At 71.3% G+C, this 16,051-nt stretch carries 13 protein-coding genes; 6 read left to right on the top strand and 7 right to left on the bottom strand.

The annotated features are described in order from the left end of the window. Window positions 1-27: 27 nt before the first annotated feature. Both ptsP and FJV41_RS22535 read right to left on the bottom strand, forming a co-directional pair. Window positions 28-2,607 (bottom strand): phosphoenolpyruvate--protein phosphotransferase, encoded by a 2,580-nt coding sequence (gene ptsP, locus FJV41_RS22540; protein ID WP_141644589.1) that lies wholly within the window; start codon window positions 2,605-2,607, stop codon window positions 28-30. After that, entirely contained in the window at window positions 2,604-3,491 is an 888-nt protein-coding gene (locus FJV41_RS22535) for an N-acetylmuramic acid 6-phosphate etherase (protein ID WP_246137351.1), read from the bottom strand. Before FJV41_RS22535 ends, ptsP begins: the two co-directional genes overlap by 4 nt. A 271-nt stretch (window positions 3,492-3,762) precedes the next feature. Between FJV41_RS22535 and FJV41_RS22530 the strand changes: the two genes are divergently transcribed. The 4 genes from FJV41_RS22530 (at window position 3,763) to FJV41_RS22515 (ending at window position 8,968) form a co-directional block, all read left to right on the top strand. Beyond that, window positions 3,763-4,548, top strand: a complete 786-nt coding sequence (locus tag FJV41_RS22530) for a GntR family transcriptional regulator (RefSeq protein ID WP_246137350.1) — start codon at window positions 3,763-3,765, stop codon at window positions 4,546-4,548. After that, complete coding sequence (locus FJV41_RS22525; RefSeq protein WP_141644586.1) at window positions 4,545-5,582, top strand: SIS domain-containing protein; 1,038 nt, start codon at window positions 4,545-4,547, stop codon at window positions 5,580-5,582. Before FJV41_RS22530 ends, FJV41_RS22525 begins: the two co-directional genes overlap by 4 nt. Then, window positions 5,582-6,745 carry an N-acetylglucosamine-6-phosphate deacetylase gene (gene nagA / locus FJV41_RS22520; RefSeq protein WP_141644585.1) on the top strand — a complete coding sequence of 388 codons (1,164 nt, stop codon included), beginning with the start codon at window positions 5,582-5,584 and terminating at the stop codon, window positions 6,743-6,745. Before FJV41_RS22525 ends, nagA begins: the two co-directional genes overlap by 1 nt. 195 nt (window positions 6,746-6,940) lie before the next feature. Beyond that, window positions 6,941-8,968 carry a glycosyl hydrolase family 18 protein gene (locus FJV41_RS22515; RefSeq protein ID WP_141644584.1) on the top strand — a complete coding sequence of 676 codons (2,028 nt, stop codon included), beginning with the start codon at window positions 6,941-6,943 and terminating at the stop codon, window positions 8,966-8,968. A gap of 156 nt (window positions 8,969-9,124) precedes the next feature. Here the strand turns inward: FJV41_RS22515 and modC are convergent, their stop codons facing one another. Genes modC through modA form a run of 3 tightly spaced genes read right to left on the bottom strand, consistent with a single transcriptional unit; the run spans window position 9,125 to window position 11,627 of the window. Further along, entirely contained in the window at window positions 9,125-10,219 is a 1,095-nt protein-coding gene (gene modC / locus FJV41_RS22510; protein ID WP_246137349.1) for a molybdenum ABC transporter ATP-binding protein, read from the bottom strand. Further along, window positions 10,192-10,869, bottom strand: a complete 678-nt coding sequence (gene modB / locus FJV41_RS22505; protein WP_141644583.1) for a molybdate ABC transporter permease subunit — start codon at window positions 10,867-10,869, stop codon at window positions 10,192-10,194. The genes modC and modB overlap by 28 nt, the downstream gene beginning before the upstream one ends. After that, complete coding sequence (gene modA, locus FJV41_RS22500) at window positions 10,866-11,627, bottom strand: molybdate ABC transporter substrate-binding protein (RefSeq protein WP_246137348.1); 762 nt, start codon at window positions 11,625-11,627, stop codon at window positions 10,866-10,868. Before modA ends, modB begins: the two co-directional genes overlap by 4 nt. A gap of 118 nt (window positions 11,628-11,745) precedes the next feature. Between modA and FJV41_RS22495 the strand changes: the two genes are divergently transcribed. Further along, window positions 11,746-12,258, top strand: coding sequence for a MarR family winged helix-turn-helix transcriptional regulator (locus tag FJV41_RS22495; RefSeq protein ID WP_141644581.1), 513 nt, complete (start codon window positions 11,746-11,748; stop codon window positions 12,256-12,258). 167 nt (window positions 12,259-12,425) lie between these two features. Next, window positions 12,426-13,961: a trypsin-like peptidase domain-containing protein gene (locus FJV41_RS22490; protein WP_141644580.1), complete on the top strand. Its 1,536-nt coding sequence runs from the start codon at window positions 12,426-12,428 to the stop codon at window positions 13,959-13,961. Here the strand turns inward: FJV41_RS22490 and FJV41_RS22485 are convergent. Continuing rightward, entirely contained in the window at window positions 13,942-14,604 is a 663-nt protein-coding gene (locus FJV41_RS22485) for a YdcF family protein (RefSeq protein WP_141644579.1), read from the bottom strand. The two genes, FJV41_RS22490 and FJV41_RS22485, sit on opposite strands and share 20 nt — an antisense overlap. Window positions 14,605-14,647: 43 nt before the next feature. Beyond that, window positions 14,648-16,051, bottom strand: a 1,404-nt coding sequence (locus FJV41_RS22480) for a hypothetical protein (protein WP_220137880.1), incomplete at its 5' end; no start/stop codon positions are given.

Genomic DNA, 16,051 nt, shown 5'->3' with positions numbered 1-16,051 from the left:
GACGTACCTCCAGGGTTGGGAGCCGGGCTACAGCCCGGGCCAGGTGCTCGACACCAGAGCGCGCACCGCCTCCGCGCTCTCCAGTTCCAGGGCCTCGCGCGCGACCTGCTCGCAGCGCGCGAGGGACAGCGTGCGGATGAATGCCTTCAAGTCGGGAATCACCGAGGGCGTGGCGGACAGCTCCGTGACGCCCAACCCCAACAGCAGCGGCGCGGCCCGAGGCTCCGACGCCACGCCACCACACACCGCCACCGGGCGCCCATGGACGCGCGCGCCCTCCACCGTCTTCGCCACCAGTCGCAGCACTCCCGGATGCAGGCCATCCAGCCGCGCCGCGAGGTGCGGGTTGCCCCGGTCCACGGCCAGCACGTACTGCGTGAGGTCATTGGTCCCGATGGACAGGAAGTCCGCCTCCGCGGCGAGTTGGTCCGCGAGCACCGCGGCGGCGGGGACCTCCACCATGGCGCCCAGGAGAATCGGCGCGGTGAGGCCGAGCGCGCGCTGCTCTGATTCGAGAAGGGCGCGCACGGCGCGCAGCTCCGCCCGCGAGGAAATCATCGGAACGAGGATGCGGCAGACCCCCACGGGACGGACCCGGAGGATGGCGCGCAGTTGGGTGCGCAGCAGCTCGGGCTCTCGCAGCGACACCCGCACGCCCCTCAGGCCCAGCACCGGATTGTCCTCGTGTGGCAGTGGCAGGTAGGCCAGCGGCTTGTCACCGCCGACGTCGAGCGTGCGGATGACCACGGGCCGCCCGCCCAGCGCGTCCGCGATTTCCTGGTAGCGCGCCAACTGCTCGTCCTCACCGGGCGCGCGGACCCGCTCCAGGAACAGGAACTCGGTGCGCAAGAGGCCACAGCCCTCCGCGCCCTTGTCACGAGCCGTCACGGCCTCACCCGGGCGACCGAGGTTCGCGAGCACCTCGATGCGGACTCCATCCGCGGTGCGGCAGTCCTCGTGCGCGGTCAACAGGTGGACACGGCGGTGGGCCGCGCGCGACGTCATCGCTCGACGGGTGGCCTCACGCGTCTCCTCGGAGGGGAAGACCCGCACCTCGCCCCGGTCTCCGTCGAGGACGAGCGGCGCGCCCTCCGGAATGCCCAGGGCCTGATTCCCCAGGGCCACGACGGCGGGCAGGCCCATGCCCGACGCGAGGATGGCGACATGCGAGGTGGGCCCACCCCGCGCGGTGCAGATGCCGGCGATGCGATGGGGCTCGAGCGCGGCCAGCTCCGAAGGCAGCAGCTCATCCGCGACGAGAATGGCCTCCGGCGGCAACGTCGAGGGAATCCGCGAGCTGGCCTCCCCCGTCAACGCGGCGACGACGCGGCGCGCGAGGTCATGCAGGTCCCCCGCGCGCTCCGCCAGTCGCGCGTCCTCCAGGCCGAGCAGCACGGCGGCCTGTCGCTCGACGACCGCGCGCCACGCCCAGGCCGCGCCACGTCCGGCGGCGAGCTCGCGATTCGCGGCCTCGATGAGCTCCGGGTCATCCAGCAGCGCCAGGTGCGCCCGGAAGATATCCGCGCGGGCGCCTCCATTCCCGGGCGTCGCGGACATCGCCTCTTCGAGTTCTCTCCGGACGCGGGCGAGGGCCTCCGACAGGCGCTGTTCTTCCAGCGTCACGCCGAGTCCCTGCTCGGGCAGGTCGACGGGGAGGTCGATGACCCGGACGGCCCGCCCCACGGCGGAGCCCGGCGACGCGACGATGCCCTCGAGCAGCAGCTCCTTTCCGGGCAGGAAGCTCGGAGCCGCGACGGGCACGGGCGTGATACCGCGCGCGGTCATCACCGGCTCCGCGACGGGCGTCGTCGGGTCACCCAGTCCACTGGCCACCCACTCCGCCAGCTCCTGCGCCACGCGTTCGGCCGCCTCTCCCTCCACGTGAAGCGTCAGCAGGTCTCCGTGCGTGGCCCCCAGGCCCATGAGCGCGGACACGCTCTTGCCGTTGACCACGCGCCCATGACAGGCGACGCGCACCGTGCCCGCGTGCTGCCGCGCCCGCTGGGCGAGCGCCGCCGCGGGACGGGCGTGCAACCCATGCGCGATGAGCAGCCGGACCTGCCTCGTCGCACCCCCTTCACCCGCTCCCTCCGGCGCCACCGGCGCGCTCCCCGTGACGGCGAGCAACGGCTCCCCGACGGACACCGAGCGACCCTCCACCCGCTCCGTCACGGTGTAGCCCTCGGCGTTGACCACCAGCATGAGCGTCTGGAGGCTGCGCGCCTTGCGTGCGAGCAGCTCCAGGTCAAAGCCAATCAGCACGTCTCCGGTGCGCACCTTCTGGCCCGTCTGGACATGGACGGTGAAGCCCTCGCCGCGCAACTCCACCGTGTCGATGCCGATGTGGAGGAGAATCTCCGCCCCCGTCTCGGCGCGCAGGGTGCACGCGTGGCGCGAGGCGTGGATGGAGATGACGACACCGTCGCAGGGCGCGCGCAGCTCGGCGGAGGTCGGGTCCACCACGATGCCGTCACCCGCCAGGCGCTGGGCGAAGGCCGGGTCGGGCACCTCCTCCAGCCGCGCCGCCCAGCCCGACAGCGGCGAGGAGAGCAGCAGCGTGGCCGAGGAAGGACGAGCGGTGACGAGCTTCAGCGGGAGTCCGGTCATGAGGGGTCTACCTCCTCCGAGGAGAGCGCCGACAGCGCGAGCCGCAGGTTGCCCCCGGCGCGCTCCAGGGCCGCGTCCGCTCGCGCGACATCCAGCCCCGCGAGTCCCAGCACCGCGCGTTTGACGGTGCCGTGTGCCGTGAGCGCTTCGGCGGCGCGGGGCTCATCCACCTGGGCAAGCCGCGCCACCATGGCCACGCAGCGCTGACGCAGCTTCGCGTTCTCCGGCCGCACATCGACCATCAGGTTGTCGAAGACGCGCCCCAGCCCCGCCATGACGGAGGTGGAGAAGAGGTTCAACATCACCTTCTGCGCCGTCCCCGCGCCCAGCCGCGTGGAGCCCGCGATGACCTCCGCGCCCGAGGCGACGACCACCTCGTGTGCCGCAACACGTGCCAGCGGCGACTTCGCGCGACACGCCAGCGCCACCGTGAGCGCGTCGCGACCGCGCGCCACGTCCAACACGCCCACCGTGAAGGCGCTGTGCCCGCTGGCGGAGACCCCCAGCACCACGTCCTCGGGTCCCAGCCGCGCCCGCAGCGCACGCTCCCGACCCGCGCCCTCGTCATCCTCCGCGACAGCGTCGAGCCCGTGAGAGAGGTCCAACCCTCCCGCCATCACCACCGCCACCCGCGACGCCGGCCAGTCGAACGTCGGCCCCAACTCCACCGCGTCCAGCGCCGCCAGCACGCCCGACGAACCCGCCCCCGCGTACACCAGCCGCCCGTCGCCCCTCGCCAGCCGGTCGACCGTGGCCTCCACCGCCGCGCCCAACGCCGGCAACGCGGACAGGCAGGCCGCCACCGCCCGGGACTGACCGCCCCAGAGCGCCTCCAGCGTCTCGGCCGTCCCCCAGGTGTCCAACCCCTGGAAACGACGAGCCATGTGCTCCGTCTCCTCCGCCATGACTGTGCCCCCCGGCAACAACTGGTATCAAACTGGACTCAATGACAATACCAGCAAAAATCCGGATTTCAAGGAGTAGTCGGCTTTTTCCAGAGACGCAGTGCGACATGCGACTTCGTCCATGCCGATATTCCCCAGGACATTCAGCCACTTGGGATAGCTGACTGACCGAGCTTTCTGGTTGGTCGGGAATACTGGCTGGTGCTATAGTGGTATCCGACTGGTTCGACACCTGAGAGGAGCGATGTCGGTGGACCCACGTAGAGCCGACCCTTTCGACAAGGGCGCGATTTCAAACGCGCTGCCGATGCCGCTCTATCTCCAGCTCGCGCGGCACCTGCGAGGACTCATCGTCGGTGGGCAGCTCGGACACCTGGATGCGCTCCCCGGGGAGCGGGAGTTGGTGGAGCGGTTCGGCGTCTCGCGCGTCACGGTGCGCAAGGCGCTGCGCGAGCTCCAGACGGAAGGACTGCTCCAGCAGCGCCAAGGCGCGGGCACATTCGTCAATCGCGTGCCGTACGTGGAGCAGCGGCTGTCCTCGTTGACGAGCTTCTCCGACGACATGGCCTCGCGCGGACTGTCAGCGGGCTCGGTGTGGCTCCAGCGCGTGGTGACGGTGGCGACGCCGGAAGAGACGATGTCGCTCGGGCTGAGTCCGGGAGCGACGGTGAGCCGGCTGCACCGGCTGCGCACGGCCAATGAGACGCCCATGGCCCTGGAGCTCGCCGTCATCCCCACGCGTTTCCTGCCGGACCCGCGCACGGTGGAGGGCTCGCTGTACGGAGTGCTGCGGAGCCGGGGCTTCACGCCGTTTCGCGCGCTCCAGCGGTTGACCGCGGTGCGGCTCACCGCGGAGCAGGCGGAACACCTGCGCGTGCCGGAAGGCGCGGCGGCGCTCTACATCGAACGCCGCACGCTGATGGAAGACGGCACGCCGCTGGAGCTGGTGCGCTCGCAGTACCGGGGCGACGCCTATGACTTCGTCGTGGAGCTGAACATGAGCGGGGGCGCCGGGCCCCAGGAGCCGAACCGATGACCCCGTCAGCGCACCTTCCCATCATGGCGCGCGAGGCCGCGCAGGCCGCGGACGTCGCTCGGCTCCAGTTGTCCCACGGAGAAGATGCCTTCGCGGAGCTGGGTGAGCGCCTGCGCCGCCATCCTCCGCGCTTCGTCGTCACCTGCGCACGGGGCAGCTCGGACCACGCGGCCGTCTACGGCAAGTATCTCATCGAGACGACGCTCGGACGCGCTGTCGCCTCGGTGGGCCCCAGCGTGGCGTCCATCTACGGCGCGCACGCGCTGGACTTGCGCGACGCGCTCTTCATCGCCGTCTCCCAGTCCGGGCGCAGTCCCGACCTGCTGCGGATGACGGAGGCGGCGCGCGCGGGAGGTGCGCTCGTCGTCGGCTTCGTCAACGAGCCCGCCGCACCCTTGAGCGCGCTGTGCGACGTGAGCCTCCCGCTGGGCGCGGGCCCTGAGCGGAGCGTCGCCGCCACCAAGTCCTATCTGCTCTCCGGCCTCGCCTTCCTGCGACTGGTGGCGCACTGGTCCTCGGATGGGAGGCTGCGCGAAGCGGTGGCCGCCTTCCCGGAGGCACTGGACGCGGCGCGCGCGCACGACTGGTGGCCCGGGCTGGAGACCCTGGCCCCGGCCCAGAGTCTCTACGTCGTCGGTCGGGGCAGCGGGCTCGGCGCCGCGCTCGAGCTGGCGTTGAAGCTCAAGGAGACGTGCCGACTGCACGCCGAGGCGTTCAGCGCGGCGGAGGTGCTTCACGGACCGCTCGGCCTCGTGCGGCCGGGCTTCCCCGTGCTCGCGCTGGGACAGGAGGACGGTTCGGCGGAGGGGACACGCGGCTTGGTGCGCCGCATGGTGGAGCTGGGCGCCGACGTGCGCTCCGTGCTCGCCGTCCCCGGCGCCGTGACACTTCCCACCGTGCCCGGAGTGCCGGTGGCGCTGGCCCCGCTGTGCCAGGTGCAGAGCTTCTACCTGGCGGTCCACCGGCTGGCCACCGCGCGCGGGTTGGACCCCGATGCCCCCGCCCATCTGCGCAAGGTGACGGAGACCGTGTGATGAGACAGGTCCTGCTGGGTGCCCGCGTGTTCACCGGGGAGCACATTCTCGACGGGCACGCGGTGGTGCTCGAAGCCGAGCGCATCGTCGCCGTGGTTCCACGACATGAAGCCCCCGTGGGCGTCACCGCGCGCACCCTGCCCTCCGAGTCCCTGCTCGTCCCGGGCTTCATCGACCTCCAGGTCAACGGCGCGGGCGGCGTGCTGTTCAACGAGTCGCCCACCGTCGACGCGGCGCTCGCCATCGCCACGACGATGCGTCGCACGGGGACCACGGGCCTGCTCCCCACGTTCATCACCGACGCGCCCGACCTCACCGCGCGCGCCTGCGAGGCGGCCTCCGAGGCGATGGCCCGTCCCGGCGGTGGGGTGCTCGGAATCCACCTGGAAGGCCCCTTCATCAGCCCCGGGCGCGCTGGCGTCCACGCGCCGCGCTACATCCGTCAGCCCGAGGCGAGCGACCTCGAGTCCCTCACCGCGCTCGCCGAGCGCCTGTCCCGCGCGGGCGGACGGCTCCTGATGACCCTGGCACCAGAGCGCGTGGAGGACACCTTCCTCCGACGCCTCAGCGACGCCGGAGCCGTGTTGTTCGCGGGCCACACGGCGGCGAGCTTCGAGCGGACCCTGGAGTCCATCGCGGCCGGCGTGCGCGGCTTCACGCACCTGTTCAACGCGATGCCCCCAGTGCTCAATCGCCAGCCCGGCCCGGTGATGGCGGGATTCAGCGCCGACGAGGCGTGGTGCGGCGTCATCGTCGACGGCCACCACGTCCACCCCGCGAACCTGCGCCAGCTCTTGAAGGCCAAGCCCCGCGGCAAGGTCCTGCTCGTCACGGACGCGATGCCTCCCGTGGGAACCCACGAGACCACCTTCACGCTGTACGGCCACACCATCCTGCGCCGGGACGGGCGGCTCGTGACGGAGGATGGGACGCTGGCGGGCGCGGACATCGACATGTCAGCGGCGGTACGCAACTGCATCCACCTGCTCGGTGTCCCGCTGGAGGAAGCGCTGCGCATGGCGTCTCTCTATCCCGCGCAGGTGCTCGGGTTGGAGGGGCGACTGGGAATGCTCGCCGCCGGACATCGCGCGGACCTCACCTTGCTGCGCGAGGACCTCTCCGTGCAGGCCACGTGGGTGGGTGGAATCGAACAGTGGCATTGAGGCCGCTTCCGGCGGGCGCGTGTTCTTCCATCCACACCGTCCACCGCAAAGCCTCACATTCCTTTCGCATCCTGATGCTGCAAGGCATTAACCCGGAAAAATAGGTCCAAGCCTCCCTCCTGGAAACGAGTTCCCGAGTCGACCCCGCGTGAACGACGCGCGGTGCGCGTGGGGCTCGCACCGAGGAGAGCACGCATGCGTCGCAGCAAGTGGTTCATTGGACTGATGGTGACAGCCCTGTCCGCGAGCGGTTGTGGACAGGACGTTTCCTCCTCACAGGGTGAGGGCCCGGGCAGCGTGATGAAGGCCCCGCTCCTCGCGGAGTGGGCGGTGGGCGTCGCCTATGCGGTGGGTGCGCAGGTCACCTACGGCGGCCGGCTCTACCAGTGCCGTCAGCCGCACACGTCACAGGCGGACTGGACGCCTCCGGCCGTCGCGGCCCTGTGGCTGGACCTGGGGCCCTCGGGAGGCGGTGACACCACCGCGCCCACCGTCTCGTTGAATGCCAGCGCGACGAACATCACCGCGCCGGGCTCGCTCACGCTGACGGCCACCGCCACGGACAACGTGGGTGTGTCGCGGGTGGAGCTGCTGGAGAACGGCACCGTCGTCTCCACGGGCAACAGCTACACGCGCAGCTTCTCCGGCTCCGCGCAGAACGGCACCTATACGTACGTCTTCAGGGCCTTCGACGCGGCCGGCAACGTGGGCACGCAGCAGGTCAGCGTCACGGTGGCCATCACCATTCCCGGTGACACCACCGCGCCCACCGTCACGCTGAATGCCAGCACCACGAACATCACCGCCCCGGGCTCCGTCACGCTGACGGCCACGGCCACGGACAACGTGGGCGTGACGCGGGTGGAGCTGCTGGAGAACGGCACCGTGGTGGCCACGGGCAACAGCTTCACGCGCAGCTTCTCCAGCTCCGGGCAGAACGGCTCCTACAACTACGTCTTCAGGGCCTTCGACGCGGCCGGCAACGTGGGGACCCGCGAGGTCCCCGTCACGGTGGCGATTCCCGGCGGCAACCCGAGCAAGCGCATCGTGGGGTACTTCACCCAGTGGGGCATCTACGGCCGCAACTACCAGGTCGCCCACATCCCCGCGGCCAAGCTGACGCACATCAACTACGCGTTCTCCAACATCTCCGCGGATGGCAGGTGCGTGCTCGGTGATGTGTTCGCGGACATCGACAAGGGCGGCGGTTGGGCGGGCGAGTGGGACCCGGGGCAGCTGCGCGGCAACTTCCGCGCCTTCAAGGAGCTGAAGCGGACGCAGACGCACCTCAAGGTGCTCATCTCCGTCGGTGGCTGGACGTGGTCGAAGTACTTCTCACAGGTGGCGGCCTCGGCGGCGTCCCGCACGGCGTTCGTGAAGTCCTGCGTCGACCTGTTCATCAAGGGCCAGTACCCCGGCGTGGACCCGGTGAATGGCGCGGGCGTCTTCGACGGCATCGACATCGACTGGGAGTACCCGGTGGGCGGCGGCCTGCCCGGCAACACCAACAACCCGGCGGACAAGCAGAACTACACGCTGTTGATGGCGGAGTTCCGCAGCCAGCTCAACGCTGTGACGACGCAGACGGGCAAGCCGTACCTGCTCACCATCGCCACGGGTGCGTCGCCGGACCTGCTCGCGAACAAGCAGGAGACGAAGAACCTGTCCAACATCCTCGATTGGATCAACGTGATGAGCTACGACTATCACGGCGCCTTCGAGAGCACGGTGAACTTCCACTCGGCGCTCAACCGGGTGACGGGGGACCCGATGGCGAACACGGGTTTCTACACGGACGGCTCGGTGGCGAAGATGCTCGAGCTGGGCGTCGCGCCGAACAAGATTGTCGTCGGTGTTCCGTTCTACGGCCGTGGCTGGGGCGGCGTGCCGAACGTGAACAACGGCCTGTTCCAGAGCGGCGTGCCGACGCGCGGCACCTGGGATGATGGTCAGTCCGGCCTGACGGGCGTGTTCGACTACAAGGACGTGAAGGCCAACTACGAGCGCGCCGGCTCCGGGTACACCAAGTTCACCCACCCCGAGGCGAAGCAGGCCTACGTCTACAGCCCGTCCACCGGGGTGTGGATTGCGTATGACGACCCGCAGACGCTCCACGCGAAGTCGGACTACATCCTGAACAAGAACCTGGGCGGCGCGATGTTCTGGGAACTGAGCGGCGACGACGGCACCCTCGTCGACGTCCTCTACCAGCGCCTGCACTGAGCCTGTTCGTCTGTTGTGACAGCCCGCTTCCAGGGGACGGGACACCCGGTCCGGTGTCTCGTCTCCCGGGGGTGAGCAGGCCGTGGATAGCGAGGCGGGCCGGAATCCGGCGAACGCACCTCGGCATGTCTCCCGCGAGCAGCCGAGCGCCAGCGCTCACCGCAACCGGCGACACGCGGCGGTCTTCACCGCCAGATGCACACGGACTCCCGAGGCCACGCCCAGCTCACGCACCGAGGCCTCGGTGAGTCGCACCACCCATCGCGTGCCCGCGATGTCCACCGTGGCCGCGGCCTCCCCTGCCCCCGCGCCCTCCACGCCCACCACGGTGCCCGCCAGCACGTTGCGCGCGGACACGCCCGACAGCGGCCCCATGGACAACAGGATGTCCTCGGCCGGCACCGCGTAGGCCGCTCTCGTGCCTGGCGGCAGCTCCGGTGCATCGGGAACCCAGAGCGACAGGCCCTCCGTCACCCGCAACCGGGTGCCACCCTCGGACGGTCGCTCCAGCATGCCTTCGAGGATGTTCTCCTCACCCTCGGACTCCGAGGCCAGCAGCCCGCGCGCGGAGGCACCCAGCACCTCGGACGCGGGCCCCGCGGCGCGCACGCGCCCGTCCTCCAGCAGCAGGGCTTCCTTCGCCAGCACCCGCGCCTCGCCAAGCTGATGCGTCACGTACAGCATCGGCACGCGCGCCTCGTCCCGCACGCGCAAGAGGTACGGCAGCACGCGCTCCTTCAGCGTCACGTCCAGCGCGGCCAGCGGCTCGTCGAGCAACAGCAGCGCCGGGTCCGTGGCCAGCGCTCGCGCCAGCGCCACGCGCTGCTTCTCACCTCCCGACAACGTGGCCGGATAGCGATGCAGCAGCGGCCCCAGCTCGAGCAGCGCCACGGCTTCCTCGACACGCGACGGTCGGCCCGCGCGCGCGCCATAGCGCACGTTCTGCTCCGCCGTGAGGTGCGGGAACAGCAGCGCGTCCTGCGGCACGTACCCCATGCGCCGTGCCTCCGGCGCCATGTCCACGCCCGCCGCGCTGTCCAGGAGCACGCGCCCGCCCACGACGACCCGCCCGCGCGCGCCGCGTCGAAGCCCCGCGAGGATCTCCAGCAGCGACGTCTTCCCGGAGCCCGAGCGGCCCAGCACCGCCACCGACGCGCCCTCCAACCGCACGTCCACCTCCAGCGCGAAGCGCGCCAGCGGCAAGCGCACGGACAGCTCCAGGCTCACGCGCGCACCCGCCGTCCCCGCCATCGCGTCAGCCCCTCCGTGGCGTACACCGCCACGAAGGCCAGGAGCGCCGCCACTCCCGCCAACCGGAGCGCCTGCGCGTCCTGCCCCAACTGCGTGTACTGGAAGATGGCGAGCGACAACGTCTGCGTGCGCCCGGGGATGTTCCCCGCCACCAGCACCGTCGCGCCGAACTCACCCAGCGCGCGCGAGAAGGCCAGGAGCGCGCCCACCGCCACCCCGCGCCACGCCAGGGGCAGCGTCACGCGGAAGAACGCCCGTGCCCGCGAGTCCCCCAACGTGCGCGCCACCGCCACCAGTCTCGGGTCCACCTCCTCGAAGCCCGAGCGCGCCGAGCGCACCAGCAACGGGAACGCCATCACCGCGCTGGCCAGCACCACCGCCCCGGGCGTGAAGACCACCTCCACGCCCACCGCGTCCAGCAAACGTCCCAACGGGCCATTGCGGCCCAGGAGCTCCAGCAACACCAGGCCCACCGCCGTCGGCGGCAGCACCAGCGGCAACGCGAGCACCGTGTCCACCAGGCCCCGCCCCGGGCCTCGCCAGCGCGCGAGCGCGTACGCCGCCGCCACTCCGGGCGGAAGGATGATGAGCGTGGCCACCGCCGCCACCGTCACCGTGAAGAGCACCAGTCCCGTCGTGTCATCCGTCACTTCGCGGACTCTCCACCATCTGGAGCGAGCACGACGAAGCCATGTCGCCGGAAGGCCGCTTTCGCGGGCTCGGACTGGAGGAAGCGCACGAAGCTCAATCCCACCTCGGGTGCCTTGCCCTTCGTCAGCGCCGCCACCGGATAGACGATGCGGGGCGCGTCCGTCGCGGGGACCTCGAAGGCCACGCGCACCTTCTTCGACTGCGCCGCGTCTGTCGCATACACCACGCCCGCGTCCACGCGTCCCGCCTCCACCGCCGCCAGCGCGGCCCGCACGTCCAGTGCCGGCACGACCTGGGGCGCCAGGTCCTTCCACAGCCCCGCCTTCTCCAGCCACGCCTTCGCGTACACCCCCGCGGGGACGATGGCGGGGTCCGCCAGCACCAACCGCTTCAGCCCCTTCAGTGACTCCGGCCCGACGAGCTTCCGCTTCGAGTCGAGCGGGATGACGACCACCAGCCGGTTGGACAACAGGTCGACTCGCGTCCCGGGTTGCACCAGACCCGCTTTCTGGACGGCCTCCATCCTCGCCACATCCGCCGAGAGGAAGGCATCCGCCGGAGCTCCCGCCATCGCCTGACGTGCCAGGTCTCCAGACGAGCCCAGCGCCAACACCACCGAATGGCCCGTGGCCTTCGTGAAGGCGGGCCGCAGCTCCTGGAGCACGTCCGTGGTGCTGGCCGCGGCGAAGACGAGCCCTTCTTCGGCGTTCGCGGCTCCTCCCAGGAGCATCAGGGTCAGCACGCACAGCCTGGACATGGTACGCACTCCTGGACGCTCCTCTTGCTCCCCCCAACGGGGAGCGCATTGTCCGCACGGCTGCCCACGCCGTGACAACGGGTTGACCCGTGGGGCCCTGCCCGCTAAGCCATACTCCGTGTCACGGAATATCCACCCTAAAGAGGATGAGGACATCTCGGCGGACGTGCTGAAGCTTCAGCAGCTCCTGCTCGCGCTGGGCCGGCGCCGTTCGCTCCGTGACCCCATCGCCAGCACCTGCGAGCAGCTCCAGTTCACGCCCCCGCAGGTGCATGCGCTGCTCTGGCTCGGCCAGGACGGCTCGCTCACGATGGGCGAGCTTGCTCGCCGACTGGGCGTCACCGAGAAGACCGTCACCGGGCTCGTCGACCGGCTGGAGCGCGAGGGCCACCTGCTGCGCGAACGCAGCGCGGCCGACCGCCGCGTGGTCCGCTGTCGGCTCACGCCCGACGGCTTGCAGACCTACCAGCGGCTCGAGCGCTTCATGACGCAGGGCATGGGGCAGCTGCTCTCCATCCTCGACGGCGTCGACCGCAAGGCGCTCTTCCGCATCCTGGAGAAGCTGCTGCGCCGGATGGACACGCTGGGGCCTCCGAGCGCCGCGACGACAGCGCGCGAGCGCTCGGCCTGAAGCCCGTGGAGCGGGCGAGCAAGGCCCGCTTCCTCGTGCCTTCTCCCGCCAGGGGCCCCACCTCAAGTGACACGCGGCGTCTTTCGCGCCGGCAGGGCCCGGTGCTTCTTCCGACGGACGACTTCCGCACCATGGCAGCGCGGCGTTGATGCGAGGGGAGGAACGCGATGAAGGGAAGCAGACGCGTCGTGGCCGTGGGCCTGGTCCTGACACTCGCGGGCTGCCGCCGGGAGCAGGAAGAAGCGCCGCCCGCCCCGCCTCCCTCCGCGCAGCAGGAGCCCGCGGCGCCGTCACCCGAGGCGGCTCCGGAGGGCACGGCTCCCGCGAAGCAGCCGATGCCGCCGGACATGCGCGGGGCGCTCGCGTCCATCGCGCCGCTGGTGGAGTCGGTGAAGTCGGCCGTCGTCAACGTGGAGGTGCGAGAGGCCTCACCCGCGCGCGGCCCTCGTCGGGGCTCTCCCTGGAATGGAGGGGGGCCGGGCTCTCCGTTCGGCGGCGGCATGCCCTTTGGTTCTCCGTTCGAGGACCCGCGTGAAGAAGGGCCGCGCCAGGGCCTGGGCTCCGGCTTCGTCATCGACGCTCGGGGGTTGGTGCTCACCAACAACCACGTGGTGGCGGATGCCACGGAGATACGCGTTCAGTTTCCCGACGGACGCGAGCTGGACGCGAAGGTGCTGGGGACAGACCCGCTCACGGACGTGGCGGTGCTCCAGCTCAAGGGAGAGGTGAAGGGGCTCCCGGTGGTGAAGCTGGGCGACTCGGACGCGCTGCGCGTGGGCGATTGGGTGGTGGCCATCGGCAACCCCTTTGGACTCGCCTCCAGCGTCAGCCTGGGCATCGTCTCCGCCAAGGCCCGCGACATCCAGGTGGGGCCCTTCGACGACTTCCTCCAGACGGACGCCGCCATCAACCCGGGCAACTCCGGCGGGCCGCTGTTCAACCTCCACGGTGAGGTGGTGGGCATCAACACGGCCATCGTCGGCCAGGGCTCCGGCATCGGCTTCGCCGTGCCCAGCACGCTCGTGAAGGAGCTGTTGCCCCAGTTGGAGAAGGATGGCGCCGTCACGCGGGGCTGGCTGGGCGTCGCCGTGCAGGATTTGACGGCGGACCTGGGCAGCGCGCTGGGGGTGTCCAAGGGCGAGGGCGCCATCGTCACCGAGGTGAACGAAGGCACGCCCGCCGCCGAGGCCGGGCTGAAGCCGGATGACATCATCGTCGCGGCGGGGGGACGCCCCGTCACCTCTGGCCGCGCCCTCACGCGCACGGTGGCGCTCAAGGCACCGGGCTCCGAGCTGCCGCTCACCGTGTACCGAGGTGGGAAGAAGACGGAGCTGAAGGCGAAGCTGGGCACGCGGCCGGACCTGGAGGGCGTGGCCTCGCGCAAGCCTCCGGAGGAGCACGCGGAGCCGCCGCACCAGCGCGTGGGACTGAGCCTGTCGGACATGGACCCCAGGCTCTCGCGAGCGCAGGAGCTGCCGCGCGCGGGCGCGTTGGTGACGGACGTGGTGCCGGGTTCCAGCGCCGAGCGCTCCGGGTTGTTGCCGGGCATGGTGGTGGTGGAGGCGCGAGGCCAGCCGGTGCGACGGGCGACGGACCTGGCGCGCGTGCTGAAAGAGGCCGAGCCGGGCGAGTCCGTGCTGCTGCGCGTGGCGGTGCCCGGAGGCCGGCGCGAGCTGCGCGCGCTCACCGCGCCGGAGTCGTGACGTCCGGCCCCGCGTCCCCAGGCGCGCGGGCCCACAACACGCGAGGGTGCAGCACCAGCGCGACGGCCTCGCGCACCGTCCAGTAGAAGCGGTCCACCCAGTGCAGGTTTCGCTCGGTCTCCAGCGCGGGGCTCGTGCTCACCTCGAAGCCATTGAGCCGGAAGTACTGCCGCGCGCGCAGCAGGTGGTACGGGTCGGAGACGACCACCACGCGCCGCGCGCCCAACTCACGCAGCAGCTTCGCCGTCAGGCGCGCGTTGTCCTCCGTGGAGTGGCTCGACTCCTCCAGCACGCACGCCTCCTCGGGGACGCCCAGTTGGGTCGCGAGCGTCAGCATCACCCGCGCCTCCGACGGCGGATGCACACCCACGCCACCGGAGAAGACGAGCCGAGGCGCCACGCCACGTCGGTACAGCTCCACCGCCTTCTCCGTGCGGGCCCGCAGCGCGCCGGACGGCACCCCGCCCGCCAGCACGCGCGCGCCCAGCACCACCACGGCGTCGGAGGGCTCCGCGCGCTCGCGCTGCCCGAAGCGGTCCACCACCCACGCCAGGCCGAACACGCCGCACGACGCCACACCCACGGACACCACGAGCAGTCGACGCACGCGTCCGGGCCGCGCGCTCAGCGAAGTTGGAGGCACGCGCCGCACGTTAGCCGCGCGCAGCCCGCCTCGACGACTTTCCTCAAGGCTCGAAGCCTCCGAGGAACAGCTCCCGCCCACCGCCTCCGGGCTCGCCCAGCGCCCCCGTCCCGAACTCCATCGTGGAGAGCCGCGTCCCCAGCAAGGCGCTCGCCCCCTTCTTCGACGACGAGACGAAGAAGCGCTCCTCGGAGACCTCTCCGACGCCCGACGGCGCCATGGCGAAGCCCCGCGCCCAGCGCACCCCACCGTCCACGCGGTCCAGCTTCACCATGAAGAGATTGAGCGTGCTGCCCGGCGCGCCCACCATGGCCCCCGCGCCCAGGTCGTCACCGTGTGCGTAGCGGCCCACGACGACGGCGCCGTCGTGCTCGTCCATCGCGATGCCCAGCCCCTGGAAGCCGAACGCCCGAGACCAGCGCGGGGTGCCCTCCCGGTCGAACGCCGCCACGAAGGCCTCGCTCCCGCCCGGTTCCACTCCGTGCGTCTTCCCCTCGAATGTCAGCGGTTCGGAGAACGCGCCCGTCACCAGCACGCGGTCGCCGTGCACCGCCACCCCGGTGGCCCCGCCGGACGCCGTGTCGAGCCGTCGCTCCCACAGCGGGCGCCCGCGAGGGTCCAGCTTGAGCAGGAACGGCTGCGCGTCGAGCGTCACCGGCGAGCGCGGGGGATGCAGCAGCCCCGTGACGTAGAGGGAGCCCTCGCGGTCCGCCGCCACGCCCGTGGCCGCTCCCGGCTCCGGGTGCGCGTACGTCCACAGGTAGCCGCCCCTCGCGTCCACCTTCACCAGCGCGGCAACCCCGCCGAGCTTCGCGTCGGGAAGCGTGCCCGCCAGCACCACGTTGCCCAGCAGGTCCACCTCCGCGCGCTGGAGGACGAAGTCGGGCGAGACGCCCAGCGACACCAGACTCCGAGCCCAGACGAAGTCTCCCTCCCGTCCCAGCTTGAGCAGGAAGCGTCCCGCCGGCAGGGGCCCTCCGCCCAGGTCCGCGCCGGCCGGATTGCGGCCCGCGACGAACACATGTCCGCGGGAGCTCACCGTGACGACCTCCGCGAAGCCCGGCAGGGAGACGGACCACATCCGCTCTCCCCCCGTGCCGTACTTCGCCACGCCGAAGGTCTTTGGCGCGGCGGTTCCGGAAGCGGGCACCAGCAGTGGGCCGAAGAGGTCCGCCACCGCGTCCTCCGAATCGAGGGCCAGCACCAGGTTGCCGCGTGCGTCGTGCGCGAGCCCCACCGCGGACTCCCGGCCCGCGCCCGTCAAGGCGCGCAGCCAGCGCGTCCTTCCCGTCAGCGGCCCGGCCTGCGGGGCGCGCACGACGGCCGGCGGGCTCTCCACGGAGGGACTCGGGCCCACCGCCTCGGACTGCTGACAGGCCATGACCAGCAACGCCAGCGCCTGGCAGGCCCTGCGGCCCCGTGCCCCATGAAGCATTGCGTCGTGCCC

Source organism: Myxococcus llanfairpwllgwyngyllgogerychwyrndrobwllllantysiliogogogochensis (assembly GCF_006636215.1).
Taxonomy (GTDB): Bacteria; Myxococcota; Myxococcia; order Myxococcales; family Myxococcaceae; genus Myxococcus; species Myxococcus llanfairpwllgwyngyllgogerychwyrndrobwllllantysiliogogogochensis.
The sequence above is the reverse complement of the archived record's forward strand: the minus strand, read 5'-3'. Positions and strand labels throughout refer to the sequence as shown.